This window comes from Methylobacterium sp. UNC300MFChir4.1, from assembly GCF_900110155.1.
In the GTDB taxonomy this organism is placed as follows: domain Bacteria; phylum Pseudomonadota; class Alphaproteobacteria; order Rhizobiales; family Beijerinckiaceae; genus Methylobacterium.
In genome coordinates, this window is the sequence record NZ_FOCS01000006.1 from 32,103 (window position 1) to 56,707 (window position 24,605).

25 protein-coding genes are annotated in these 24,605 nt (G+C 71.8%); 5 read left to right on the forward strand and 20 right to left on the reverse strand.

Annotation, left to right across the window (positions count from 1 at the left end):
- Positions 1–456 precede the first annotated feature (456 nt).
- From BMY19_RS10500 to BMY19_RS10515, 4 genes are all read right to left on the reverse strand, one after another.
- Complete coding sequence (locus BMY19_RS10500; RefSeq protein ID WP_244534887.1) at positions 457–999, reverse strand: c-type cytochrome; 543 nt, start codon at positions 997–999, stop codon at positions 457–459.
- Complete coding sequence (gene soxC / locus BMY19_RS10505; RefSeq protein WP_100251656.1) at positions 986–2,230, reverse strand: sulfite dehydrogenase; 1,245 nt, start codon at positions 2,228–2,230, stop codon at positions 986–988. The genes BMY19_RS10500 and soxC overlap by 14 nt, the downstream gene beginning before the upstream one ends.
- 170 nt (positions 2,231–2,400) lie before the next feature.
- Positions 2,401–2,634 carry a tautomerase family protein gene (locus tag BMY19_RS10510; protein ID WP_020094429.1) on the reverse strand — a complete coding sequence of 78 codons (234 nt, stop codon included), beginning with the start codon at positions 2,632–2,634 and terminating at the stop codon, positions 2,401–2,403.
- A gap of 85 nt (positions 2,635–2,719) precedes the next feature.
- Positions 2,720–3,490, reverse strand: coding sequence for an SDR family oxidoreductase (locus BMY19_RS10515; protein WP_100251657.1), 771 nt, complete (start codon positions 3,488–3,490; stop codon positions 2,720–2,722).
- Positions 3,491–3,591: 101 nt separating this feature from the next.
- On the opposite strand from BMY19_RS10515, the gene BMY19_RS10520 reads away from it, so the two are divergent.
- The 3 genes from BMY19_RS10520 to BMY19_RS10530 all read left to right on the forward strand — a co-directional run bounded on the left by BMY19_RS10520 (position 3,592) and on the right by BMY19_RS10530 (position 7,051).
- Positions 3,592–4,041, forward strand: coding sequence for a winged helix-turn-helix transcriptional regulator (locus BMY19_RS10520; protein WP_100251658.1), 450 nt, complete (start codon positions 3,592–3,594; stop codon positions 4,039–4,041).
- 199 nt (positions 4,042–4,240) lie between these two features.
- Positions 4,241–5,587, forward strand: a complete 1,347-nt coding sequence (locus BMY19_RS10525) for an MFS transporter (protein WP_100251659.1) — start codon at positions 4,241–4,243, stop codon at positions 5,585–5,587.
- Between the two features lie 324 nt (positions 5,588–5,911).
- The gene (locus BMY19_RS10530) at positions 5,912–7,051 is read left to right on the forward strand and encodes a hypothetical protein (RefSeq protein ID WP_244534888.1); all 1,140 of its coding nucleotides are present in this window, start codon (positions 5,912–5,914) and stop codon (positions 7,049–7,051) included.
- 76 nt (positions 7,052–7,127) lie between these two features.
- On the opposite strand, the gene BMY19_RS10535 is transcribed toward BMY19_RS10530, so the two are convergent.
- The 9 genes from BMY19_RS10535 to BMY19_RS10575 all read right to left on the reverse strand — a co-directional run bounded on the left by BMY19_RS10535 (position 7,128) and on the right by BMY19_RS10575 (position 16,444).
- Complete coding sequence (locus BMY19_RS10535; protein ID WP_100251661.1) at positions 7,128–7,604, reverse strand: SRPBCC family protein; 477 nt, start codon at positions 7,602–7,604, stop codon at positions 7,128–7,130.
- Between the two features lie 47 nt (positions 7,605–7,651).
- Positions 7,652–8,404: an ABC transporter ATP-binding protein gene (locus BMY19_RS10540; protein ID WP_100251662.1), complete on the reverse strand. Its 753-nt coding sequence runs from the start codon at positions 8,402–8,404 to the stop codon at positions 7,652–7,654.
- Positions 8,401–9,219, reverse strand: coding sequence for an ABC transporter ATP-binding protein (locus BMY19_RS10545; protein WP_100251663.1), 819 nt, complete (start codon positions 9,217–9,219; stop codon positions 8,401–8,403). The genes BMY19_RS10540 and BMY19_RS10545 overlap by 4 nt, the downstream gene beginning before the upstream one ends.
- On the reverse strand, positions 9,213–10,253 hold the full coding sequence (locus tag BMY19_RS10550) for a branched-chain amino acid ABC transporter permease (protein ID WP_100251664.1): 1,041 nt from the start codon (positions 10,251–10,253) through the stop codon (positions 9,213–9,215). Before BMY19_RS10550 ends, BMY19_RS10545 begins: the two co-directional genes overlap by 7 nt.
- A complete protein-coding gene (locus BMY19_RS10555) occupies positions 10,250–11,149 on the reverse strand; it encodes a branched-chain amino acid ABC transporter permease (RefSeq protein ID WP_100251665.1) in 900 nt (299 codons plus the stop codon). The genes BMY19_RS10550 and BMY19_RS10555 overlap by 4 nt, the downstream gene beginning before the upstream one ends.
- Positions 11,150–11,183: 34 nt before the next feature.
- Positions 11,184–12,431: an ABC transporter substrate-binding protein gene (locus BMY19_RS10560; protein ID WP_100251666.1), complete on the reverse strand. Its 1,248-nt coding sequence runs from the start codon at positions 12,429–12,431 to the stop codon at positions 11,184–11,186.
- A 218-nt stretch (positions 12,432–12,649) separates the two neighbouring features.
- Complete coding sequence (locus BMY19_RS10565) at positions 12,650–15,034, reverse strand: xanthine dehydrogenase family protein molybdopterin-binding subunit (RefSeq protein WP_100251667.1); 2,385 nt, start codon at positions 15,032–15,034, stop codon at positions 12,650–12,652.
- Positions 15,031–15,570, reverse strand: coding sequence for a (2Fe-2S)-binding protein (locus tag BMY19_RS10570; RefSeq protein WP_100251668.1), 540 nt, complete (start codon positions 15,568–15,570; stop codon positions 15,031–15,033). Before BMY19_RS10570 ends, BMY19_RS10565 begins: the two co-directional genes overlap by 4 nt.
- A complete protein-coding gene (locus BMY19_RS10575; RefSeq protein ID WP_100251669.1) occupies positions 15,560–16,444 on the reverse strand; it encodes an FAD binding domain-containing protein in 885 nt (294 codons plus the stop codon). The genes BMY19_RS10570 and BMY19_RS10575 overlap by 11 nt, the downstream gene beginning before the upstream one ends.
- A 98-nt stretch (positions 16,445–16,542) precedes the next feature.
- Here BMY19_RS10575 and BMY19_RS10580 point away from each other — a divergent pair, with 98 nt between their 5' ends.
- Positions 16,543–17,235 (forward strand): TetR/AcrR family transcriptional regulator, encoded by a 693-nt coding sequence (locus BMY19_RS10580; RefSeq protein WP_100251670.1) that lies wholly within the window; start codon positions 16,543–16,545, stop codon positions 17,233–17,235.
- Positions 17,236–17,358: 123 nt separating this feature from the next.
- Positions 17,359–17,787: a cupin domain-containing protein gene (locus tag BMY19_RS10585; RefSeq protein WP_100251671.1), complete on the forward strand. Its 429-nt coding sequence runs from the start codon at positions 17,359–17,361 to the stop codon at positions 17,785–17,787.
- Here the strand turns inward: BMY19_RS10585 and BMY19_RS10590 are convergent.
- The 7 genes from BMY19_RS10590 to BMY19_RS10620 all read right to left on the reverse strand — a co-directional run bounded on the left by BMY19_RS10590 (position 17,784) and on the right by BMY19_RS10620 (position 24,463).
- Entirely contained in the window at positions 17,784–19,004 is a 1,221-nt protein-coding gene (locus BMY19_RS10590) for an FAD binding domain-containing protein (RefSeq protein WP_100251672.1), read from the reverse strand. The genes BMY19_RS10585 and BMY19_RS10590 overlap by 4 nt on opposite strands.
- Positions 19,005–19,097: 93 nt before the next feature.
- Positions 19,098–19,610, reverse strand: coding sequence for a 2-oxo-4-hydroxy-4-carboxy-5-ureidoimidazoline decarboxylase (gene uraD / locus BMY19_RS10595; RefSeq protein ID WP_100251673.1), 513 nt, complete (start codon positions 19,608–19,610; stop codon positions 19,098–19,100).
- A gap of 5 nt (positions 19,611–19,615) precedes the next feature.
- Complete coding sequence (gene uraH, locus BMY19_RS10600) at positions 19,616–19,969, reverse strand: hydroxyisourate hydrolase (RefSeq protein WP_100251674.1); 354 nt, start codon at positions 19,967–19,969, stop codon at positions 19,616–19,618.
- A gap of 35 nt (positions 19,970–20,004) precedes the next feature.
- Entirely contained in the window at positions 20,005–20,559 is a 555-nt protein-coding gene (uraH, locus tag BMY19_RS10605; protein WP_100251675.1) for a hydroxyisourate hydrolase, read from the reverse strand.
- A 25-nt stretch (positions 20,560–20,584) separates the two neighbouring features.
- Positions 20,585–21,952: an MFS transporter gene (locus BMY19_RS10610; protein WP_091682436.1), complete on the reverse strand. Its 1,368-nt coding sequence runs from the start codon at positions 21,950–21,952 to the stop codon at positions 20,585–20,587.
- Positions 21,953–22,051: 99 nt separating this feature from the next.
- Positions 22,052–22,789, reverse strand: a complete 738-nt coding sequence (locus BMY19_RS10615) for an aspartate/glutamate racemase family protein (RefSeq protein ID WP_100251676.1) — start codon at positions 22,787–22,789, stop codon at positions 22,052–22,054.
- Positions 22,790–22,966: 177 nt separating this feature from the next.
- On the reverse strand, positions 22,967–24,463 hold the full coding sequence (locus tag BMY19_RS10620) for an NCS1 family nucleobase:cation symporter-1 (protein ID WP_020094451.1): 1,497 nt from the start codon (positions 24,461–24,463) through the stop codon (positions 22,967–22,969).
- Between the last annotated feature and the right edge of the window lie 142 nt (positions 24,464–24,605).

The following is a 24,605-nucleotide window of genomic DNA, read 5'->3' on the forward strand; positions in this document are numbered from 1 at the left end:
GTCCAGAACTCGCCACCACACACTCGCTGCTGCCGGCGCGCGGCCACGCGGAGGCGGGCGGCGTCACGCCCGGACGGGCGGCACCGCGCGCTCCGCTGGGGCACCGCGCCCGAGGAACGTCGTCGCGCCGAAGGCCGCCTCCCGTGACGCGCGTCATCGCCGCCGCCGGACCGTCCCGGTGCGCGGCACCGGCGGCCGCGGGGAACGGGCGCGCCCAGTCGACAGGTGCGGGGCAGATCCGGACGCACCGCGCAGCGCGCACCGGATTACCACCCCGGCTCCGGACCGTGCCCGGATAACCTTGGCAGGAAAATACTTGCCGCGGCGACCGCCCGGGTCAACGCCCCGGCAACCGAATGTAATAATGTTGCGACGACAGTGGCGGAACGGCCACAGCACCGTGGCGCCACGGCGGCGAGCGGGGCCGGGGCGGCCTGATCGGGTACGCCGCTCCCGTCAGGGTCTCACATCCGGCCTGGGATCCGGCACGAACCCGTCGCGGTTCGGCATGCGGACGGCGGCCAGGGTGGCGGCATCGAGCACGGCGCTCTCCGGGACGAGCCCGTTCAGGTACAGGACGTAGCCCGAGACCGCGTAGACGTCGTCGGCGCTGAGCGATTGCGGGGCGTTCATCGGCATCGCCCGCCGGATGTAGTCGAACAGGGTCGGCGCGTAGGGCCAGAAGCTGCCGACGGTCTTGAGCGGTTTCGCCGAGGCGAGCGTGCCCTGGCCGCCGGCCAGCCGCTCGCCGGTCCCGCCCTCGCCCCGGCTGCCGTGACACGAGGCGCATTGGGTCTCGAAGACCTCTCGGCCGTGGGCGACGCTGCCGTGTCCGGGCGGCAGCTTCCGGCCGTCCCGGTCGACGTCGATGTTCCAGGCGGCGATCTCGGCCTCCGTGGCCGGACGCCCGATCCCGAGGCGCTCCGTCGCCCGTACCGGCCCGGCGCAGGCGAGCACCAGGGCGATCCCCGCGGCGGCGCGGGCTTCACGCATAGCCATTGGCCACCTCGCCGTCCGCGGCGATGCGCCAGGGCACGACCGCGTTGTTGTGGTAGAAGGATTTGAAACCGCGCACCGCCGTCAGGTCCTCGAAGCTCGGCTGCACGTAGCCGGTCTCGTCGATCGCCCGGCTCGCGATGGTCGTCGGCGTCCCGTCCCAGCGCCAGGGCAGGCGGAACCGCGTCAGCGCCTGGTTGAGCACCGGCTCCTGCAGGGCGGCGTCGCGCCAGCTCCCGCCCCCGTCGGTCGAGACCTGCACGCCGCGGATCCGCCCGCGCCCGCTCCAGGCGAGGCCGGTGATCTCGTGGAAACCGGGGGCGATCCGCTGCGTGCCCGAGGGCCGCGTGATGATCGACTTGGCCTCCATCACGAAGGTGAATTGCCGCGCCGTGCCGTCCGGCATCAGGTCGGTGTACTTCGACGTCTCCTCGCGGGAATAGGCCGGCTCCGCCGTGACGTTGAGCCGGCGCAACCACTTCACGCTCATGTTGCCCTCGTAGCCGGGCAGCAGCACCCGGAGCGGGTAGCCCTGCTGGGGGCGCAGCCGCTCGCCGTTCTGGCTGTAGACCAGCAGGGCGTCGTCGAGGCACTTCGCGATCGGGATACTGCGGGTCAGCGCGGCGGCGTCCGCGCCCTCGGCCACGACCCACCGCGCGTCCGGCTTGAGCCCGGCCTCCGCCAGGACCGTCGCGAGGCGCACGCCGGTCCATTCGGCGCAGCTGACGAGGCCGACGAGGTCCGACGCCGTCTTGCCCTTGATCGCCTCGAAGCCCGGGTTGCCCGAGCATTCGAGGAAGTAGATGTGCGACTCCGACGGGAAGCGGCGGATGTCGTCCATCGTCAGGATGAGCGGCGTCTCGACGAGTCCGTGGATCATCAGCCGGTGCTGGGCGGGATCGATGTCCGGAATGCCGCCGTGGTGGCGCTCGTAGAACAGGCCGTTGGGCGTCAGGATGCCGTCGAGATCCTGCAGCGGCGTGCGGCTCGACGCCGAGATGTACTGCTTCAGACCCTTCGGGACGTTGCGGATGACGCCCTCCTCGAAGCGCGAGGGCCGGCCGTAGGTCTGGCTGCCGACATCGGCGCCCGGGACCTTCATCCATTCGGGCACGGCCGGAGGCGCCGCCTCGTCCGATCGGGCCGGCCCGCCCGCGAGGACGGCCGCGGCCGCCGCCGCGCCTTGTGCGAGGAAGCGGCGCCGCGCCGGCGGCGATTCATCGTCCTGGCTCATCGCATGGCCCTCCGCCTCGCCCCGCCCGCCGGGGCAGGCCCAGAGTCTCACGCAACGGCGCTCCCTCCTAGTCCCGTCGGAACGGCGCCCGGCGCGCGGTCCGGGGACGGACACACGCGACGAGATCGTCGACGGCTCCGAGCAGGGCCGCCGGCACGATGTGGAGGCCGTCAGCGCGAACCCGTCTCGTGGTGCGCCCGCAGGCGTCGCAGGGCCTCGAGATCGAAGACCTCGTCGGCGCGCCCGTAGCCGCCATCCACGACCTCGTCGACCAAGACCATGGTGTGCGGGCGCGCGGCCTCCCCGAAGAAGGAGACCAGCAGATCCGTCGTGCGGTGGATCAGATCCGCCTTCTGCGGACCGGTCATCATGCCCTGCGGGATCTTGAAATTGGCGAACGGCATCGATCGTCTCCAGGCTGAACTGATGAAACACGGGTCGCGCCCGCGCGCGGCGACGCGGATCTCCTCGCGGATCTCCGCGCGCACCTCATTCCTGCGCCGCGCGGGCCGCGCGAGCGGCCTCGTTCAGGGTCGCGACGGCCGCGTCGAAGCGGTGCTCGGCCTCGGCGTTGCGCTGGAAGGCGACGCGCTGCACCAGGATCTCGGCCGGCGTCGGCCGCTGCTGGAACAGGGCCATCACCTCGTCGATGAAGTCGGCCAGCGGTAGGTAGCCCGCACGGGTGGCCTGGCCGGGCGTGAGATCCGTCTGGACCGCCGGCGGCACCAGCTCGATCACCTCGACCCGGCCCTTGAGGACCTCGCGCAGCGAGACCGTGTAGCTGTGGATCGCCGCCTTCGTCGCCGAGTAGGTCGGTGTGGTCGTCAGGGGCACGAAGGCCAGCCCGGACGACACGTTGATCAGCGCCGCGTCCGGCCGTGTGACCAGATGCGCGACGAAGGCATCCGTCAGACGGATCGGGCCGAGCAGGTTGGTGGTGATCGTCGCCTCCGCGTCGGAGAGGTCGCGCGCCTGATCCAGCGCCTCGAAGCGCATGATGCCGGCGTTGTTGATCACCACGTTCAGGGCCGGGTGCTCAACCGTGACGCGCCGGGCGAACGCCGCGATGTCTCCGGCATCCGCGATGTCGAGGGGCATCGCGTGCAGGCCCGGGCGGCCGGCCGTGACCCGTTCCAGCGCCTCCACGCGGCGACCGGCGACGATGACGGTGTTGCCGAGGTCGTGGAAGCGATGGGCGAGCGCGGCTCCGATCCCGGACCCGCCGCCCGTGATGAGGATCGTGTTGCCGGAGGTTTTCATGATGGCGACCCCGTTGTTGTCGCCGCAGAGAGTATGGTTGACACTCTCCGCCCTGAAGTAGGCACCGAAAAGATTTGTACGCACCGAAAGGAGAGTGTCGAATGCGCAGGGCTGCCCCGGATCCCGCGATCGAGGCGAAGCGGCGTGGGCCACCCCCGCAGGACGTCGATCCGGCGATCGAGGCCCTGGTGAACGACATCATCGGCCAAGTGGCCGACAAGTGGACCATGCTGATCCTCGAGGCCCTGGAGGAGCACGGCACCCTCCGGTTCACGCAGCTCGGCCGGGCCGTGGGCCGGATCAGCCAGAAGATGCTGACGCAGACCGTCCGCCAGATGGAGCGGGACGGTCTCGTCCGGCGGACGGTGCATCCGGTGATCCCGCCGCACGTGGACTACACGCTGACGCCGCTGGGCCGGAGCCTGGGCGCCGCGTTCTGCGGCGTGTGGATCTGGGCCGAGACGCACCACGCCGAGATCGAGCGGGCCCGGCGGGCGTTCGCCGCGGCGGCCGACGCTCCGGATCTTCCCGCCGACGCCGAGGCACCGTGAGGACGGAGGGCTTCCCGATCGCGGTCTGGCCGCGGAGGACGGAGGGGCGTGCGGCCCTGGCGGGCTCGCCCGCGCGGGGCGGCCCCGCGCCTATTAACTGTCGAGCGGAAGAGCGATGTCGTCCTTCTCCAATGGTCTCGCCAAGCTTGGCGTTTCAGTCTAGCGTCTAGACTGAATTCGGCGGCAAGGCGGGCGCATCATGCAATCCACCCCTCCGTACGGTGAGCCGCCGCTCCCGATCAGTTCCGACGCGATCGCCGACGGCCCGAAGGTCCCCGGCGCGGCGCGGCGTCGCTCCGTGGTCGCGGGCGCCATCGGCAACACGCTCGAATGGTACGATTTCGCCACCTACGGGTATTTCAGTGCCGTCATCGGCCGGAACTTCTTCCCGTCCGACAGCCCCACGACGTCGCTGCTCTCGGCCTTCGCGGTGTTCGCCGCCGCCTTCTTCATGCGCCCGATCGGCGGCATTGTGTTCGGCCACATCGGCGACCGCTACGGCCGGAAGACAGCCCTGCTGCTGTCGGCGGGCCTCATGGCGGTCTCGACCTTCCTGATGGGCTGCCTGCCCACCTACGCGTCGGCCGGACTCCTCGCGCCCGTCCTGCTCGTGGTGCTGCGGCTCGGCCAGGGTCTCTCCGTCGGCGGCGAGTACACCTCCTCGGCCATCTTCCTGTCCGAGACCGCAGCACCGGCGCGCCGCGGTCTGACCGGCAGCCTCGCCTGCATCGGGGCCGCCGGAGGCATCCTGCTCGGCTCCATTGCCGGGACGCTCGTCACCGGCCTGCTCACGCCGGAGGACGTGCACCAGTGGGGCTGGCGCCTGCCGTTCCTCTTCGGGATCGTGCTCGGCATCTTCATCTTCGCCCTGCGTCGCCATATCGACGACGATCACGTCGAGACCGTGTTTCGCGAAGATCGGACACCGACGGACCAGCGCTCACCGCTGCGCACGGCCGTCGAGATCGACGGCTCCGCCATGCTGCGCGCCTTCGCGATGAATCTCGGCCTGGCGTGCGGCTTCTACGTGGTGTTCGTCTACCTCGTGACGTTCATGCACACCGTGTCGGGCCTCCCGCAACACACGGCGTTTCTCATCAACTCCCTCGCCATGGTGGTTCAAGCCGTGTGCATCCCGATCGCCGGAGCCCTGTCCGACCGCTTCGGGCGCAAGCGTGTTCTGGTTCTGACCGGGGCGGGCCTGACAATCCTGTCATGGCCGCTCTTCATGCTGCTGACCACCGGCGACACGCTTCTGATCGTCCTGAGCCAGGTCGCGTTCGCGATCCTGATCGCCGGCAACGCCGCCGTCGTGCCGACGGCGTTCGTCGAGATGTTCCAGCACCGCTCGCGCTGCACGGCCCTGGCAATCAGCTTCAACGCCTCGATGGCGCTGGTCGGGGGCACCGCCCCGATGGCCGCGACGTGGATCGTCCACCACCTGGCCTGGCCCACGGGGCCGGGCCTCTACGTCGCCGTGCTGTCGGCCATCTCGCTCGCCGCAGTCCTCACGATGCGCGATCGGACCGGAGAATCGCTCGCGTGAGAGGATCGGCGCGCGGGGGGCGACACGCGGAGGCCGAAGTCACATTGCGGCTCTCACAGAGCCGACGCCCCCATCGGTCGGCGCTCGTCTCGACGGTGCCGGGCGTCCGATCGGCGGCGATCCGGGCGGCGCGGTCAATAGGTCACCCTCACTAGTGGAAGCCGAGAGCGGCTCAGCTAAAATCGACTGAGGGAGACAGAAGAGAGCCTGTCCAGCAATGATCGGGTGAGCACTGCGGAGATCTCTTCTTGCTCGACGCGGTCATCGCCATGACCGGCAGACGGGCATCGGCGCTCCCGAGGGACCTGGAGCATGGGATTCGACGTGACACGACCTCTCTGGCGCTCAGTCTCATCCCGCCTCGTCGTCGTGTCCTTCTCAGTCCTGATGATCGCGCCGGCGGCGCGGGCGGCCAGCACTCTGGAGGCGGCTCTCCGCGCGGTGCCGGATTCCGTCCTGGCGACGCCTGACCCGATGCCGATCGTCTTCATGGACGTCCAGGCGCTGTCCCGGGCCGCCGGCGGCGCGCTGAGCGACGCCGGCCTGCGGCGCATGGCCTTCGCGCAGAGCATCCGCCCGCTGAACGCCCTCAGCTACGGCGGCGCGCAGACATGGACCGAGAAGGCCGGCATCCCGTTCGAGGACATCTCCTATTTCGCGGCCTTCGGCCAGCCTCCGGCGCGCGTCACTCACTGGGGTCTGGCGACGAAGGCGGCAGCCGACACCCTGGTCGCCAAACTGAAGGACAGGAACTTCCGGCCGGTCCCGACCGCGCCGCGCATTCTCGCCAACGGGGAGCCCCGCGCCCTGAATCTCAGGGCCCGGCAGCCGACCGATCCCTGGTCCGGCCCGATGGGCGAGACCAGCGCGATCCTGGCGATCGATCGCGTCATCGCGCAGGCGTCCGCGGCCGCAGATCTGGAGACACGCGTCGGGGGCGGCCGGAGCGCGGCGGATCACGAGGCGGTCGCCACAGCGCTGACGGGTCTGGCCGCCGCGGATGAGCGCGACCCGGGCGCGATCCTTCAAGCGGCCGTCGTGACGCCGCTGATGGGGATCACCCCCGACGATCCTGCCGCCCTCCTGTCGGCGACGACCGATCTGGCCGCGCAGAGGAAGGCGATCGAGGGTCAGCGCGAGCGCGGACGGGACGGCGTCCCGGCTTATGCCGGCGGTATCGTGGCGGACTATCAAGGGAAGAACGGTCCGGCCCTGCTCGTATCCCTCGCCTATCCCGATTGCCGGACGGCCGACAGGGCCGTCTCCGCGCTGAAGGCGCGTTGGCGAGCCGGCATGGCCCCTGCGGCCTCCGTCGACGGCCGTTCGGTCGAGAGCCCACAGCGCGGCTGTGCCGCCGTCCTCCGCGTCGATCGTGCCGCGGGTGCGAACACCCCGTTCGGAGAGTTCCTCGGGACCTCCCTGCAGCGCGGCTTCAATGTCCTGCAGATCGGGTCGCAGCGATGACCGGGCTCCGACGCGCCGGACCGGAGCACGACTGTCCCGGCCGGCACGGTCGAGACGCGGTCGAGGCGCGGCTTTCCTAGGCCTCGGCCGCCCTGGGCGCGGCCGGGTCGCCGGTCGCCCCGAGTTCGGCGGCGAACTTGCCGAAGAACTCGTCGGCGAGCTTGCGCGCGGTCGCCTGCATGAGCCGGCCGCCCAGCGTCGCGATCTTGCCGCCGACCTCGGCCTTGGCGGTGTAGGTCAGGAGCGTCTCGCCGCCCTCCGCCGCGAGGCTGACGGCGGCGCGGCCCTTGGCGAAGCCCGCCATGCCGCCGTTGCCCTGGCCGACGAGGCTGTAGCCCTCGGGAGGGCGCATGTCCTCCAGGCGGACCGTGCCCGCGAAGGTCGCCGAGACCGGCCCGACCTTGAGGGCGACCTTGGCCGTCATCTCCTCCGGGGAGGCCTGCACCAGCTCCTTGCAGCCGGGGATGCAGCGGGCCAGCACCTCCGGATCGTTCAGCGCCGCCCAGACGGCCTCCCGCGCGACCGGGATCCGATACGCGCCAGTGATGTCCATCCTGGTCTCCTCTTGACACTGCGCCGCCCACCGGCCGGTGCGGGCGCTCAGACCGCGCAGTAGCGCGCCTGGATCTCGGGATCGTCCCGCAGCGCGGCCGCGGGGGCGTGGTAGACGACGGCGCCGCCGTCGACGATGTAGACGCGGTCGGACACGTCGAGGGCGAGCTCGACGTTCTGCTCCACGAGCAGGATCGTGGTGCCGGCCCGCTTCATCGCGACGAACTGCGCGAACATCTCCTCGACCAGGATCGGCATGATCCCCTCCGAGGGCTCGTCGAGGAGCACCATCACGGGCTCGGCCATGAGCGCCCGGGCGATGGCGAGCATCTGCTGCTCGCCGCCCGACATCGTGACCGCCTCCTGCTTCAGGCGCTGCTTCAGCCGCGGGAAGGTCTCGGCGATGACCTCGATCCGCCGCGCCTCGTCGCGGCGCGTCGCGCGCGCCCCCCGTCCTGCCCCCCTGGCGGCCAGGATGCCGAGGCGCAGGTTCTCCTCCACGGTCAGCCCCGGCACGATGCGCCGCTCCTCCGGCACGTAGGCGAGGCCCTGGTGGAAGCGCTCGTGGGGCGGCCGGTGGAGGATGTCGGCGCCCGCGAAGGTCACGCGCCCCTCGCGCTTCGCCACGAGGCCCATGATCGCCTTCAGCGTGGTGGTCTTGCCGGCGCCGTTGCGGCCGACCAGCGTGACGATCTCGCCGGGGCGCACCTCCAGCGAGAGGCCCTGCAGGATGTGGGAGTGGCCGTACCACGCCCGCAGGTCCTCGACCGCCAGGAGCGGCTGCGTGACGGCGGCGCTCATGCGGTCGTGCCCGTGATCTTGCCCGCCGTGTTGCCCAGGTAGACGCGGCGCACCTCCGGATGCGCCCGGATGTCGTCGGGGCTGCCCTCGGCCAGGAGCTGGCCCTGGTGGAGGACGACGAGGCGCCGGCACAGGCCCATGACGAGCTTCATCTTGTGCTCGACGAGGATCAGCGTCCGGGTCTCGGCGAGGCGCTGCACGAGGTCCATCATCTCGCGCGTCTCCTCGGGGCTCATCCCGGCGGTCGGCTCGTCGAGGAGGAGGAGGCTCGGCTCGGCGGCCAGCGCCACCGCGATCTCTAGGGCGCGCTGCTCGCCGTGGGCGAGTTCGCGCGCGAGGCGGTCCATCCGGGCGCCGAGCCCGACCTCGCCGAGGAGTTCCTCGGCCCGCTCCGCCAGCTCGGGATAGGCCGCGCGGTCCCGGAAGAACGCGAAGCGGACCCGCCGAGCCTGGGCGGCCACCCGCACGTTCTCGCGCACCGTGAGGTGCGGGAAGACGTTGGTGATCTGGAACGACTTGGCGATGCCCATCCGGGCGAAGGCGTGCGGGGCCGCCCCGGTGATGTCGCGCCCGCGGAACAGCACGCGGCCCTCGCTCGGCGGGAAGGCGCCCGAGATCAGGTTGAAGAAGGTCGACTTGCCCGCCCCGTTCGGTCCGATGATCGCGGTGATGCCGCCCTCCGGGAACGCGACGGTCACGTCCGACAGGGCGCGGAAATGCCCGAACCGCTTGCCGAGGCCCTCCGTGGCGAGGATCGGCGGCGCCGCCACGGGCGCCGTGGCGGGCGCGGCGACGACCGGGGCGGCGCTCACCATCCGGCCCTCCTCAGGCGCGCCAGCGCCTCGCCCCAGATGCCGAGCGGCAGGAACAGCACGAAGGCGATGAAGACGGCGCCGACGAAGAGCTGCCAGTGGCTCGTCACGGTGGCGAGCCCGTCCTGCAGGAGCGCGAAGGTCGCGGCGCCGACGAAGGGCCCGAAGAAGGTACCCATGCCGCCGAGCAGCGCCATCATCACGGCCTGGCCGGAGGTCGAATAGTGCATCGTCTCGATCGGCACGATCGAGAGGTGGATCGCCTGGAGACCGCCCGCGAGGCCGCACAGGGCCCCGGAGATCACGAAGGCCGCGAGCTTCATGCGGCGCACGTCGTAGCCGCAGGCCTGCGCCCGGCCCTCGTTCTCGCGGATCGCCTCGAGGGCGGCCCCGAAGGGCGACGACAGGAGGCGCGAGAACAGCCAGACCGCGACGCCGACCACCGCCAGCGCGGCGTAGTACTTCACCACCGGGTCGAGGAGATTGAGGCTGAAGCCCGGCAGGGCGAGCGTCGGCACGTTGATGCCGCGCAGGCCGTTCTCGCCGCCGGTGAAGGCCTCCGCCTGGTAGAAGGCGTAGTAGACGCACATCGACAGCGCCAGGGTCGTCATCGCGAAGTAGATGCCGCGGGTGCGGATCGCCAGCACGCCCATGACGGCGGCGATGAGTGTCGCGAGCAGCGTGCCGGCGACGAGCGCCAGGGCCGGGTGCAGCCCGTAATGGACGATGGCGATGCCGCAGCCGTAGGCGCCGCCGCCCAGGAAGGCGGCGTGGCCGAAGGACAGGAGCCCGGTATAGCCGAACAGCAGGTTGAACCCGAGGGCGTAGAGCCCGAGCACCAGGATGTTCACGGCGAGGGCCTGGTAGGGCGCGATCCAGGGGAACACGAGGAGGAAGGCGAGCGTCAGGGCGACGCGGTGCCGGCCGCACCACGCCAGCCGGCGGCCGGCCCGGCCGGAGCCCGGCCGGGCCGCCGGCAAGGTAGCCGGAAGGGCGCCGCCCTTCGTGACGGCAGAGGCGGGGGCGCGGGCACTCATCCGAGGGCTCCAGCCCGGCCGAGGAGGCCCCGGGGCCGCACGAGCAGCACCAGGGCCATGAGGGCGAAGATCGCCATCTTGGTCATGTCGGGGGCAACGAGCGACGTCATCGCCACCACGATCCCGACGATCAGCCCGGCGAGCACGGCGCCGGCCAGCGAGCCCATGCCGCCGACCACCGTGACCACGAAGGCCTCGGCGAGCACCGGGATCCCCATCTCGGGCGTGACGCCCTGGAGGGGCGCGGCGAGGATGCCGGCGAGCCCGGCGAGCGCGCAGCCCAGGGCGAAGACCGCGAGCCAGACCTTGCTGATCTCGATGCCGAGCACCTGCACGATCTGCGGGTCGCGGGCGCCGGCCCGGATCACGAGGCCGAAGGGCGTGCGCTCGATGAACAGCCACAGGGCGCCCACCACCGCCAGCGCGAACCCGATCAGGAACAGGCGGTAGAGGGGGAAGTAGCCGATGCCGATGTCGACCGCGCCGCGCAGTTCGGGCGGCGCCCCGAAGGGCAGGCCGGTCAGCCCGAAGGCGATGCGCACGCTCTCGACCATCACGTACGACAGGCCGAAGGTGAGGAGCAGCGGGTCGTCGATGCCGCGCCCGTAGAGGGGGCGCACGAGCACGCGCTCCACGGCGAGCCCGAGGAGCCCCATCGCCAGCGGCGCCGCGACGAGACTCAGCCAGAAGCTGCCGGTGTAGCCGTACAGGAAGACGCCGACATAGGCGCCGACCATGAAGAACGCGCCGTGGGCGAAGTTGACGACGTTCATCAGCCCGAAGATCAGCGACAGGCCGATGCCGACAAGCACGTAGATCGCCCCCAGCGCGATGCCGGTCACGAGCTGGAGGGCGAGGAGATCGAGGGGGAAACCGCCGATCGTGATGGCGCTCAAGGCCGCGCCCTCCCGCGGGTTCGCATGGGGCGCCTCACGCCTTGTGCCCGAGTTCGTCGCAGCCGCGCAGGAAGCGCTCGTCGGGCCCCTCCGTGCCGAGGATCGTGAAGACGTCGTCCGGCGTCTTCATGTCCTTCGACTTCGCCTCGACGATCAGGACCGACTGCACCGACTGGTGGTCGCATTTCCGGAAGCTCTGCGGACCCTTGTAGAAGTCGGCCTGCAGGGCCTCCATGGCGGCCACGACCTTGTCGGTCTCGACCGACCCGGCGGCCTTCACGCCCTCCAGCACCGAGCGGACGCCGGCATAGCCCAGCGCCCCGTAATCCGACGGGACGGCGCCGTTGTAGGCGGCGCGGAACCGGTCGTTGAACGCCTTGGCGGAGGGCACGCTGTCCTCCAGGCGCCAGTAGTAGGAGGTGCCGCCGATCACGCCGTCGAAGGCGTCGCCGCCGGCCTTGCGGGCGGTGAAGAGCAGGACCGGCGCGACGAGCTTGGTGGTGCGCTTCAGGCCGAACTCGGTCGCCTGCTGGATCGAGACGACCTGGTCCCGGCCGAAATTGCACAGGCAGAGCACGTCGGGCTTGAGCGCGGCGATCCGAGGCAGGAAGGCCGAGTAGTCGGAGGCGCCGATCGGGTGGCGGATGTCGGCCACGACCTCGATGCCCGAGGCCTCGCCGGCGCGCTTGAACCCGCGCATCATCTCGTGGCCGTACGCGTAGTCGGCGCTGAGGAAGGCGACGCGCTTGCCCGATTTCGGGAAGACGTAGCGGCCGACCGCGCCCGCGGTCATGTGCGGGTTCAGGGCCTCGTGGAAGGTGGTGCGGCCGAAATCCTTGGCCTCGTTGATCGCGTCGGACTGGCTGATCGAGTTGTAGATCACGCCGCGCTCGCGGGCGACATTGTTGATCGACAGGGTCACGGCCGCCGAGAGGCCGCCGACCAGGAAGTTGACCTTGTCCTTCTCGATCAGCTCGAGGGTCCGGGTCGCCGCCTCGCCGGGGTTGAGCTTGTCGTCGCGCACGAGGAGCTCGGCCGTGCGGCCCTGGAAGCCGCCGGCCTCGTTGAACGCCTTGACGGCGAGCTGGGCGGCGCGGACCTGGTCGTTCGCCTCGGCCCCGAAAGCGCCGGTGAGCGGCACCGGGAAGCCGATCCGGATCGGGCCTCCGGTCGAACCGCCTTGCGCGATCGCGGAGCGCAGGAGCGCCGGGGCGGCGAGCGCCAGCGCGGATGCGGCGGCGCTGCCCTGGAGCAGCCGGCGCCTGTCGAAGCCCGTTCCCATTCCCGTCCCTCCGTCGGCGTTTCCTCGTCGGGACCGGTCTCTTCGGCGGACCGTGCCCCGTGATGGTCGATGTGTCCTGACCCGAAAGGGTCATCCGTCCTCGCGAGCGCAGCGAAGCGATCCAGGGATCCGCCACGTTCGGCAGCGTCCCGCTGCCCTGGGTTGCTTCGCTGCGCTCGCAAAGACGGGGAAGCCTATCCGCTTTATCCGTCCTGTGATCAGATCAGTCCCAGCGCCTCCAGCACGACCTCGGGCGTCACCGGCTGGTGCGCGACACGGGCGTTCAGCGGCGCGAGCGCGTCGTTGATGGCGTTGACGACCGCGGCCGGCGCGCCGGCGGTGCCGGCCTCGCCCGCGCCCTTGGCGCCGATCTCGGACGACGCGGTGGCCGAGACCACGTGGGCGACCGCGATATCGGGCATCTCGCCGGCCATCGGCACGAGGTAGTCGGCCATCGACCCGTTCAGCAGCTGGCCCTCGCCGTCGTAGAGGCAGTGCTCGAACAGGGCCCCGCCGATCCCCTGGACGATGCCGCCGCGGATCTGCTCGTCGACGAGGAGCGGGTTGAGCACGGTGCCGCAATCCTCGACGCACCAGTGCTTGAGAAGCCGCACGAAGCCCGTCTCGGTGTCGACCTCGACGTAGGAGGCCTGCACGCCGTTGGTGAAGGCGAAGGGGTAGTCCTTGGGCACGTAGTGCCGGGTCGCCACGAATTCGGGCTGCACCCCCGGCGGCAGCGTGTCGGGGCGGAAGTAGACGATGCGGCCGAGCTCCGCGAGCGGCATGCGCTCGGTCCCGGTGCCTGCGTCCACCACGGCGCCGTCGCGGACGTCGAGGCTTTCCGGATCGGCCTGCAGGATCGCGCCCGCCACCGCCAGGACGTTGCCGCGCAGCGCCTTGCCGGCCTGCCACGCGGCCTCGCCGCCGATGCCGGCCCCACGCGAGGCCCAGGTCCCGCCGCCGTAGGGCGTCGCCTGCGTGTCGCCGGAGATCACCCGGACCTTGTCCATCGGCACGCCCGTGGCGGTGGCCACGATCTGCGCGATGATGCCCTCGGTGCCCTGGCCCTGCTCGGTGACGCTGACCGACGCGACGACGCCGCCCTGCGGATCGAGCCGGATCGTGCAGCCGTCCTGGGAGGAGATGCGCGCGCCGCCGACCCCGTAGAAGGCCGCCGACGGGTTGGTGATCTCGATGAAGGCCGCGAGCCCGATGCCCCGGTGGATCCCCCGCGCGCGCAGGTTCGCCTGCTCGGCCCTGAGACCGTCGTAATCCATCATCGCCTTGAGCTTGGCGAGCGCCGCTTGGTGGGACAGCTTCTCCAGCTTGATCCCCGAGACGCCCGCGCAGGGATAGGCGTCGTCCGGGATGACGTTGCGCTCGCGCACGGCCAGGGGGTCGAGGCCGAGCCGGGCGGCGCCGAGATCGACGAGCCCCTCGGCGACCATCGTGGCGATCGGGTGGCCCACCGCCCGGTACTGGCAGGTCGGCGCCTTGTTCTGGAGCACGACGCGGGCGCGAGCCCGGTAGTGCTGGTGCCGGTAGGGGCCGCCGGTCAGGTTGACGACCTGGTTGGCCTCGACCGCGCTGGTGCGCGGGTAGACCGAGTAGGGCCCGATGCCCGTGAGGTCGTCCATGTCGAGGGCGAGGATGTCGCCCTCGGCCGAGAAGGCCATCCGGGCGGTGACCCGGTGGTCGCGGGCATGGATGTCGCTCTGGAAGCTCTCCAGCCGGTCGGCGACGAACTTGACCGGGCGCTTGAGCATCAGCGCCAGCGCGCAGGTCGCCATCTCGTCGGGGTAGATGTGGACCTTGATCCCGAAGGACCCGCCGACATCCTTGCAGATCACCCGCACCGCCCCCTCGGGGAGGGCGAGGTGCTTGCACAGGATGTCCTGCATCATGTGCGGCGCCTGGAAGGAGTGGTGGACGGTGAGCATCCCGTCCGCCGCCGCCCAGTCGGCCAGGATCACCCGCGGCTCCAGGCACACGCCCGTGTGCCGGCCGAACTGGAAGGTCTCCTCGACCACCAGGGCCGCGTCGCGGAAGGCCGCGTCGACGTCGCCGACGTCGAGGACGCGCTCGAAGGCGAGGTTGTCGCCGAGCTCGGCGTGGATCGCGGGCGTCGCGGGATCGAGCGCCGTCTCCATGTCGACGACGGCGGGGAGCGGGTCGAACTCGACCGTGATCGCCGCGAGCGCGTCCTCGGCCTCGGCCCGGCCGTGCGCGACGACCGCGCAGAACGGCTCGCCGACCCAGGTCACCCGGTCGAGGGCCAGGGCGTGCTGGGGCGCCGAGCGCAGGCCCTTGAAGTGGCCGAGCACGCCGACCCACGGCGTGCACACGGCCGCCAGTTCGGGCCCCGTCACCACGGCGATCACGCCGGGCATCGCTTTGGCGTCCGCGGTGTCCAGGGCGACGATGCGGGCGTGGGCGTGGGGGCTGCGCAGGAAGGCGACGTGGCCGAGGCGGGCGACGGCCACGTCGTCCACGTAGACGCCCCGTCCCTCGAGCAGGCGCCGCGCGTTCGGCCGCGGGACCGAGCGGCCGATATAGCTGTTCGGCCGGTCGAGGAAGGTGAGGCCGCCCGGATCCGCGCTCATTCGGCGGCCTCCAGGCCGGCATCCCTGCCGGCATCCCGGCGACCTTGCCCGCGCGCCTCGGCGGTCGCCGCGATGGCGTCGACGATGGCGTGGTAGCCGGTGCAGCGGCAGTAATTGCCCGCGATCGCCGCGCGGATCGCCTCGCGCGAGGTGGCCGCGTCCGCGTCGTCCAGGAGCTCGGCGGCCGTCACCAGCATCCCGGGGGTACAGTAGCCGCATTGCAGGGCGTTGCGGGCGTGGAAGGCGTCCTGCAGGTCGCGGATGCGCCCGCTCTCGGTCAGGCCCTCCACGGTCTCGACGGTGGCGCCGTCGGCCTGGACGCCGAGCATCAGGCAGGACCGCACCGCCCGGCCGTCGACCAGGATCGTGCAGGCGCCGCACACGCCGTGCTCGCAGCCGAGATGCACGCCGGTGAGGCCGAAGGACTGGCGCAGCAGGTCGCCGAGATGCATCCGGGCGGGGACATGCGCCCGCACGGCCTCGCCGTTCAGCGTGAAGGCGACCGCGTGCGCGCGGTCGGGGCTCTCAGACGCCATCGGGACCGCCCTCCTGCGCGCTGCCGCCGCGCATCCTCGCCGCCACGCGGCCGAGGATCACGCGGGCGAGGTGGAGCCGCGTCGCGGCCTTGGTCGTCGGGTCGTCCGGCGGGTCGAGCTCACCGGCGAGCGCCGCCTGGGCGCCCGCGAGGTCGCCGGCCTCCAGGGCCGCCGCGGCGGCGCGGGCGAGCACCGGCCGGTCGGCCACGCCGAAGAAGGCGAGGCGTAGGTCCGACAGGCCGCCTTCGCCTCGCCGCCCGGTCGCCGCGAGGCCGACGAGGGCGTAGTCGCCGTGGCGGCGCGACAGTTCCTCGAAGCCCCAGACCGCGTCGGCCCCCGGAACCGGGAACTCGATCGCCGTGACGATCTCGCCGGGCTCCAGGGCCGTCGTGTAGAGGCCCTGGAAGAAATCGTCCGCCGCGACGCGCCGCTCGGCCCCGGGCCCGCGCACCACGATCGAGGCGCCCGCGGCGAGGCAGCAGGCGGGCCACTCGGTGGCCGGGTCGGCCAGCGCCACCGAGCCGCCGATCGTGCCGCGGTTGCGGATCGCCGGATGGGCGATGTGGGGCAAGGCGGCGGCGAGCAGCGGCAGGCGCTCGCGCACGAGCGCCGCGGTCCCGACGTCGCGGTGGCGCGTCATGGCGCCGATCCGCACAGTGCCGCCGGCCTCGTCGCCGACCTCCGAGACACCTGTGAGTTCGGGGATCGCGTTGAGGTCGACCAGCAGGCCGGGCGCCGAGAGCCGCATGTTGAGGGCCGTGACGAGGCTCTGGCCGCCCGCCAGCGGAACGGCGTCCTCCCCGTGCTCGGCGAGCAGGGCCAGCGCCGCGTCGAGCGAGGCCGGACGCGCGTAGGCGAAGTCGGGCGCCTTCAAGCCCTGGTCCTCCTCCCGATGGGCTTGCCCATGACCGCCCCGATGGGACAGGCTGGAAGCCTCTATTTATCGTTCGCTCAATAGAAGGCGAAACCGAGATGGCGTCAAGCAGGCCGGCGGACAGTGGCGGTCGCGTACCGACCGGCCGGCGGCTGACGCCCGAAGCCCGCGAGCGCCAGATCGTCGAGGGCGCGGTCGCCTACTTCGCCGAGGTCGGCCTCGACGGGCACACCCGGGAGCTCGCCCGCCGGCTGGGCATCACGCAGCCGCTGCTGTTCCGCTACTTCCCGACCAAGGCGGCGCTGATCGAGCGCATCTACGAGGAGGTCTATCTCAGGCGCTGGGATCCCGGCTGGGAGGCGACGGTGCGCGACACCGCGCTCCCCGTCCTCGAGCGCTTCCGGCGCTTCGAGATCGACTACCAGCGCCGGATCGACGACTACGCGTGGCTGCGGATCTTCGTGTCGGCCGGCCTCAAGGGGTTCGATCTGCCGAGCCGCTACCTCGGCATGGTCCGCGCGCGCATCTTCGCGCCGCTGCTCGCCGGGATGCGCGCCGAGTCGAACCTGCCGGACCCGGAGGTTCAGCCGCTCGCCGCGGACGAGTTCGAGCTCCTGTTCGGCATCCACGGCGCGCTGGTCTACGTCGGCCTGCGCTCGCGGGTCTACGGCATGGACGGCACGGCGGACCGCGACGCGGTCCGGGCCGCCATGCTCGACGCCGCGCTTCCGGGGCTGCTCGCCACCCACCGCCGGGTGGTGACGGCGGCGCGGTCGTCCGACGCGCTGTAGGGCCGTCCCGGGATACCCGGATCACGGGAGACGCCGGTCCGGCCCGCCCGCGTCACCGAAGCGGGCCGCCGCGGCGATGACTTTCGCGGGAACTGCGTTAGCCTCGCGGGCCGGAGGAACGCCATGACCCAGGGAACGGAACCGGCGGCGCTGCCGCCCCACTTGGCGCAGGAATACGCGGCGGCGCGGGACAACGGCTGCGTCGGCACCCGGCTGCTCTCGGAGGATCACCGCTCCCGGGTCTGGACCATCGTCCTGGCGCCCGGCGACCGGATCGGCTTCCACACGCACGTGCTCGACTATTTCTGGACCGCGGTGACGGCGGGGCGGGCCCGCTCGCATTACGGCGACGGGCGGGTCGCGGAGGTCGATTACCGCGCGGGCGACATCCAGCACCTGTCGTTCGGGCCGGGCGAGTCGATGACCCACGACCTCGCCAATATCGGCGACACGGAGCTGATCTTCACCACCGTCGAGTTCCTGGACAGCGCGAACCCGCCCCTCGCGCTCCCGGCCGCCGTGCGCGCGGAGGCGACCCGCCGCGCGGCCTAAGCGCGGGGGATATCGGGCGGCACCGCCGTCCCGGCCATCACCGCCTCGGGGCTGCGGAACCGCTCCGCCGCCGCCCGCTCGGCCGCGCCGCGCTGCTGCGCCTGCAGGTACGCGCCGAGATCGCGTCCCCGCGCCACGACGGCCGCGCCGTAGGCGCGTCGGCGCGCCTCGAAGGCCGTGAGCGCCGCGTCCACGTCGGCGCCGGCCGCGTCCAGGGCGTCCGCGAGGGCGGCGGCGTCCTCCATGGCCTTGGTCGCGCCCATCCCGACATGCGGCCGGGCCACGAAGGCGGCGTCGCCGATCAGGGCGACGCCGCGCGCCGGGATCATGGTCGGCGTCTCGATGTCCAGGATCGCCTGCAGGAACGGCTGCTCGGCGCGCAGCATGACCTCGGCGAAGGGCGGCGCGAGGATCCGCGCCGCGTCGGCGCGCATCGACTCCAGCACCGCGGCCTTGATGCGGCCCGGCGGGATGGAGAGGGCGTGGCGGACGCCGCCGGCATCGGTCAGCAGCGCGGCGAGCGCGCCCTTCTCGGTCGGCCTGTACCAGACCGCGTTGAAGCACAGCCCGGCGGCCTCGTCCGCGCGCCCGGGCACGGGATAGCCGAGGATCTGCTCGCCCGGAGGCAGGCAGAACGCGAAATGCCCGCCGATCGCCTCCCGGGTCGCCGGCGCGAGGGCCGCCGCGTCGACGACGGCGCGCCACGCCACGTAGCCGGCGTAGCGCGGCGCGACACCGCTCAGGAACCGGGACCGCACCGTCGAGAACTGCCCGTCGGCGCCGACGAGGAGATCCGCGGAGATCCGGCGGCCGTCCTCGAAGAAGGCGACGACGCGCGCGCCGTCGGATTCGACCGCGGCGAGCGCCGCGCCGTAGCGGACGCTGTCCGGGGGCACGGCGTCCAGGAGCAGGCCGTAGAGCCGTCCCCAGCTCGCGAGCACCTGCGGCAGGCTCCGCTCCGCGATCACGGTCCCGTCCCGGTCGAGGACCCGGCGGCCCTCGACGGTGACGCCGAGATCGCCCGCCCCGGCCGGAGCACCGCAGCGCGCCAGCACCGCCCGGAGGCCGGGATGCGTGACGATCCCCGCCCCGCGGCCCGTGAGCGCGGCCGCCGACCGCTCGAACACCGTGACGGCGTGGCCGCTCCGCGCGAGCAGGCACGCCGTGGTCAGCCCGGCGATCGAGCCGCCGATGACGGCCACGTCCAGTCGCTTCATGCAGCCCTCGAACCGGGACGGCGGTCCCGACCGCGCCCAGCATGGACGCGCCCGGCCGGCCGGCCAAGATCGAAATCGCCGCGGGGCGCCGCGCTAGACCGGCCGCACCAGCCGGTCGAGCCGCATCCGGGTGATCGCGTCGATCTCCTCCAGGGCCGTCGCCTCCTCGTCCGCGACCGCGCGCGCGAGGCGCTCCTCGAACAGCGCGCGGATCTCGCGCAGGTCCCGGCCGCGCACGGCGACGATGAACGGGAAGCCGAACCGGTGCCGGTAGGCGGCGTTCAGCCGGTCGAAGGCCGCGGCGTCCGCCTCCGTCAGCCGGTCGAGGCCGGCGCTGCCCTGCTCCTGCGCGGAATCGGCGGTCATCGCCCGGGCCCGGGCCTCGGGGCCGGCGAGTTCGGGATGGCCGTTGAGGAAGGCCAGACGCACGTCCGGCGGCGCCGCGCGCACGGCCGCCATCATCGCCCCGTGGAGAGCGGCGAGGTCGGCGAAGGGCGCCGCGCCGTGGGCGGCCCGGGCGACCCAGGGCGCGTGCTCGAAGACGCCGCCGAGATACGCGACGAAGGCGTCGCGCTCGAGGGCGTTGAGGCGGTCGAGGTCGATCATGCCACTCAGCTTCCGCGATAGGTGGTGAAGCTCGACGGGGCGCACAGCATCGGCACGTGGTAGTGCTGCTTGGCGTCGAAGACGGCGAACCGCACGACCGGGTTGTCGATGAAGATGTCGGCCTCCGCCGTGCCGGCCCGGCCCTGAAAATATTGGTCGACGAAGAATTCCAGCTGGTACTGGCCGGTCTCGGCCTTGTCGGCCGGGAGGATCGGCGCGTCGGTCCGGCCGTCGGCGTTGGTGACGACGCTCTTCACGAGCCGCCACTGGCCGTTCTCGAGGACGGAGAAGTCGATCCGGACCCCCGCGACGGGGCGGCCGCGATCGGTGTCGAGGACGTGTGTGGTGATGCCCGCCATGCCGGGTCTCCTTGTCGCGTCGGGGATCGGACGGGTCAGCTGCCGCGGTAGTAGGAATAGCCCCAGGGCGTGAACAGCACCGGCAGGTGGTGGCGCTGGCTCGCGTCGCGGATCCGGAACCGGATCGGCACGAGGCCGAGGAAGTTCGGGGTCGGGAGCTTCACGCCCAGGTTCGCGAAATACGCCTCGAGGTGCAGCACCAGCTCGTAGCGGCCCGCCTTGAAGGCCTCGTCGACCAGGAGCGGCTCGGCGGTCCGGCCGTTCGGCGCGGTGGTGACCGTCCGGATCGGCCGGTAGCCGGTGCCGTCGTGCATCGCGAGGTCGCAGACCATCCCGGCACCGGGCGTGCCGTGGAAATTGTCGATGGCGTGCAGGGTCAGCCGCGGCGAGAGGCCGGCCTGCGACACGGGCGCGGTGTTCAGCGTGCCGGGCTTGGTCGGGGAACCGGCCGGAGCATTGGCCGGAGCCGCCGCCGGAGCGGGCGTGCCCTGGGCCAGCGCCGGGCCCGCGGAGACCGCGGCCGCGGCGCCGAGCCCCGTCGCGACGAGGCCGCGCCGCGTCAGAGCGTGTCGTTCGGGTCCGTGTTCCAAGAAAGCCTCCCTCTCGTGCTGCGGTTCACGCCGGCTCGTGCGCCGCGCGGGCCCGGGCGCGCCGACCCATCTCCGGCGTCGCCGGCGGGACGAAGGCCAGGATCAGGACGAGCGCCGCGGCCTCGACGGCGGCGACCAGCCAGAGGCCGGTCGCGACCGAGCCGGTCTGCTCGCGCAGGTAACCCATCGCCGCCGGCGCTCCGAAGCCCGCGAGATTGGCCACCGAGTTGATGAGCGCGATGCCGGCCGCGGCCGCCGACCCGGCGAGGAAGCGGCCGGGGATCTGCCAGAAGACCGGGATCGCGCTCATCGTGCCGACGATCGCCACCCCGAGCATGAGCAGCGCGAGGACCGGCGCGCCCGCGATGAAGACGCCGGTGAGCGCGATGGCCAGTGCCCCGACGAAGGCCGGGACCCCGCAATGCAGCCGCGCCTCGCCGGTCCGGTCCGAGTGGCGGCCGTTCAGGATCATCCCGGCGCCGCCGCAGAGATAGGCCGCCGACATGATCCAGCCGACCGTCAGCGGGTCGGTGAAGCCGGCGTCGCGCACCACGCTCGGGCCGAAGAAGGTCAGGGCCGAGTTCGCCGTGACGATGCAGAAGAAGATCGCGATGCACTGCCAGACGCGCGCGTCCTTCAGCGAGGCGAGGATGCGGTGCTCGCGGTGGCCGAGGGCCGCGGCGTCGCGCGCGAGGTCGGCCTCGACCAGCGCCTTCTGCTCCGCCGTCAGCCAGCCGGCCTTGGCGGGCCGGTCCGTGAGGTAGAACAGCGTGACGATCCCGGCCAGGATCGACGGGATGCCCTCGAGCAGGAACACCCACTGCCAGCCGGACCAGCCGTTGACGCCGTGCATCCCCGACATGATCGCGCCCGCGAGCGGCCCCCCGATGACGCCGGCCAGCGCCGAGGCGGACATGAACAGCCCGAACACCTTCGCCCGGCGCTCGCTCGGATACCAGTAGGTCAGGTACAGGATGACGCCGGGATAGAATCCGGCCTCGAAGACGCCGAGCAGGAAGCGCAGGACGTAGAAGAACGCCGGCGTGGTCACGAACATCATCGCCACGCAGCAGAGCCCCCACAGCAGGGTGATCCGCGCGATCGTCTTGCGGGCGCCGATATGCTCCAGCAGCAGGTTGCTCGGCACCTCGCACAGGAAGTAGCCGATGAAGAAGATCCCTGCGCCGATGCCGTAGACGGTCTCGCTGAACCGGAGCTCGGCCAGCATCTGCAGCTTGGCGAAGCCGATGTTGACCCGGTCGATCCAGGACAGGATCCACAGGACCATCAGGAACGGCAGCAGCCGCCACGTGATCCGGCGGTAGGCGTCGTCCAGGCGCGCGGGCGCCGCGAGGGCCGGCATGTCGGTCGCGTGGTGCGCCTGGATCGTCATGGCTGGCCCCACAAGGTTGCCCCATCCGGAACGGGGCGTTGGAATTCCGAGCGATGCAGGACGGCTGCCAGTCTCGCGCCGGCGGCCGCCCGCCCCGTCTCAGCCGATGGCTTCGCGCGGCGCGAGCAGCGTCGCGAGGGCGTGGCCGAGACCGACATTGTCCGCGGCGACGGCGGGCGGGCGCCGGTAGGGCGCGGCCGCGGCGGCGACGACCGCCTTCACCCCCGACGTGACCGAGCACAGGACCGGGACCGGCACGTGCGGCTGCAGGCGGGCCGCGAGGCCGACCAGGGCGGCGCCGCCGAGGATCACCGCCTCGGCGCGATCCTCCTCGGCGCAGGCCCGGCAGGCGGCCGCGAGGTCGGACAGCGCCGCCTCCGGGTCCTTGGCGATCTCGCCGCCGGTGCACGCGATCGTCCGGATGCCCGCGAGGCCGTCACCGACGCCGAGGCTCGCGACGCACTCGCGGAGCATGGGCTTCCACAGGGCCCCGCCGGTCACGATGGCGTAGCGCCCGGCGACCCGCTGGGCCTCGCGGCACGACGCTTCGAGCATCCCCACCACCGGGACCGGTGAGACCTCGCGCAGGGCCAGCAGCCCGGGATCGCCGAAGCAGGCGAGGAAGACCGCGTCGCAGTCCCGGCCGTGCTCCGCGAAGGCGTCGAGGGCGGCGTGGCCGGCGATGGCCAGGGCCGCCCGGCTGGCGATGTAGGCGGCGCCGAACCGCGCCGTGGCCGGGACGAAGGTCGCGGTCGCGCCCGCCATCGTCCCGACCTGCCCGGCCAGGAGGTCGGTCACAGACGTGCTGGTGTTCGGATTGAGCAGCAGGATCCGCATGGCGCCCTCGGGTGGCGGGAGCCGGCCGGATGGCCGGGCAGAGGCCCGCACGCAGCCGGCCGGGGATGGGGATGTCGGGGGCCCGGCGGCGCGGGTCAGGCCGCGCCGCCGGGCCGTTCGTGTCTCCGATCCGGACCGGGGCGGGTCCAGGTCCGGACGGCCTCAGGCAGGACGGCCTCAGGCAGGACGGGCCGCGCCCGCGGGGCGGCGCATGAGGGCGGTGTAGATCGCGAAGCCCAGGGCGCACCCGATGAACCACGTGAAGTTCGCCACGCCCTCCAGGCCCGGCAGGATCACGCAGAGCACGGGGATGAGGGCCGAGGGGATCATGGCGGTCACCGCGGCGCGGTTGTATCCGCCACTGTACCAGTACGTCCCGGCGGGGCTCATCGTGTAGAGGTCGTCGAGGACCACCTTCTGCTTCTTCACGAAGTAGAAGTCGGCGATCAGGATCCCGAACAGCGGGCCGATGAACGCGCCGAGGACGTCGAGCGTGTAGTGGATCACCGCGGGATTGTTGTAGAGATTCCAGGGCGTGATGAAGATCGAGCCGACGGCCGCGATCATCCCGCCCATGCGCCACGAGATCCGCCGCGGCGACACGTTCGAGAAGTCGAACGCGGGCGAGACGAAGTTCGCGACGATGTTGATCCCGATGGTCGCGGTCATGAAGGTGAAGGCGCCGAGCACGACCGCGAAGGTGCTGTCGATGCGGCTCACCGTCTCCACCGGGTCGGTGATCAGGTGGCCGAAGACCGGAACCGTCGCCGAGGCGGTGACGACCGTCAGGAGCGAGAACCCGAGGAAGTTCACCGGGAGACCCCAGAAGTTACCCTTCCTCACCGCCTCGAAGCTCGCGCCGTAGCGCGAGAAGTCGCCGAAGTTCAGCATCGGCCCGGAGAAGTAGGAGACCACGAGGGCGACGGCGTTGATCATCACCGGCAGGGCGTCCCAGCCGGTATACTTCACGGTGCCCAGGGTCAGCCCGATCTCGCCGATCCCGGCCTTGGCGACGAGGTACGCGGCGAGCGCGATCATCACCACGTAGACCGCCGGCCCCGCCCAGTCGATGAACACGCGGATCGCCTCCATGCCGCGCCAGAAGACCAGCGCCTGCAGGACCCAGAGCGTCATGAAGGCGGCCCAGCCCAGACCCGACAGGCCGGCGAAGCCGTACTGCTTGACGTCGGCGTAGACGGCGAGTTCGGGGTAGAAGCGGAGCGCCACCACCGTCAGCGCCGCCGAGGCGAGGTAGGTCTGGATGCCGTACCACGCGACCGCGATCAGCCCGCGGATGATCGCCGGGATGTTGGCGCCCTTGACCCCGAAGGAGGCGCGGCAGATCACCGGATAGGGCGTGCCGGTCTGCTGGCTCGGCTTGGCGACGAGGTTGCAGAAGATCTGGACGATCACGATGCCGACGAGCAGGGCGATCAGCACCTGCCAGCTCACGAGGCCCAGCGAGAACAGGGAGCCGGCGGTCACGTATCCGCCGACGCTGTGGACGTCAGACATCCAGAAGGCGAAGATGTTGTAGGTGCCCCAGGTCTGCTTGCGCAGCGGGGCCAGATCCTTGTTCACGAGATCCGGATCGTAGCTCGGCTTGATGACGACGGCTTCCCGTTCGTCCGACACGGCCGTGCTGATGCCGGCGGCCTCAACCTGTGCGTACATGGCGTTTCTCCCTGACTGGCGCAGCCCTGTTGCCGGGCTTTTTCCGTGACGCTGACGACCCGCTGGGACCGCCATGCAAAACCTGGAACTCTCCGTCTCCTGACTGCTGAAAACACGACCTGAATACAGATCACGACCGAGT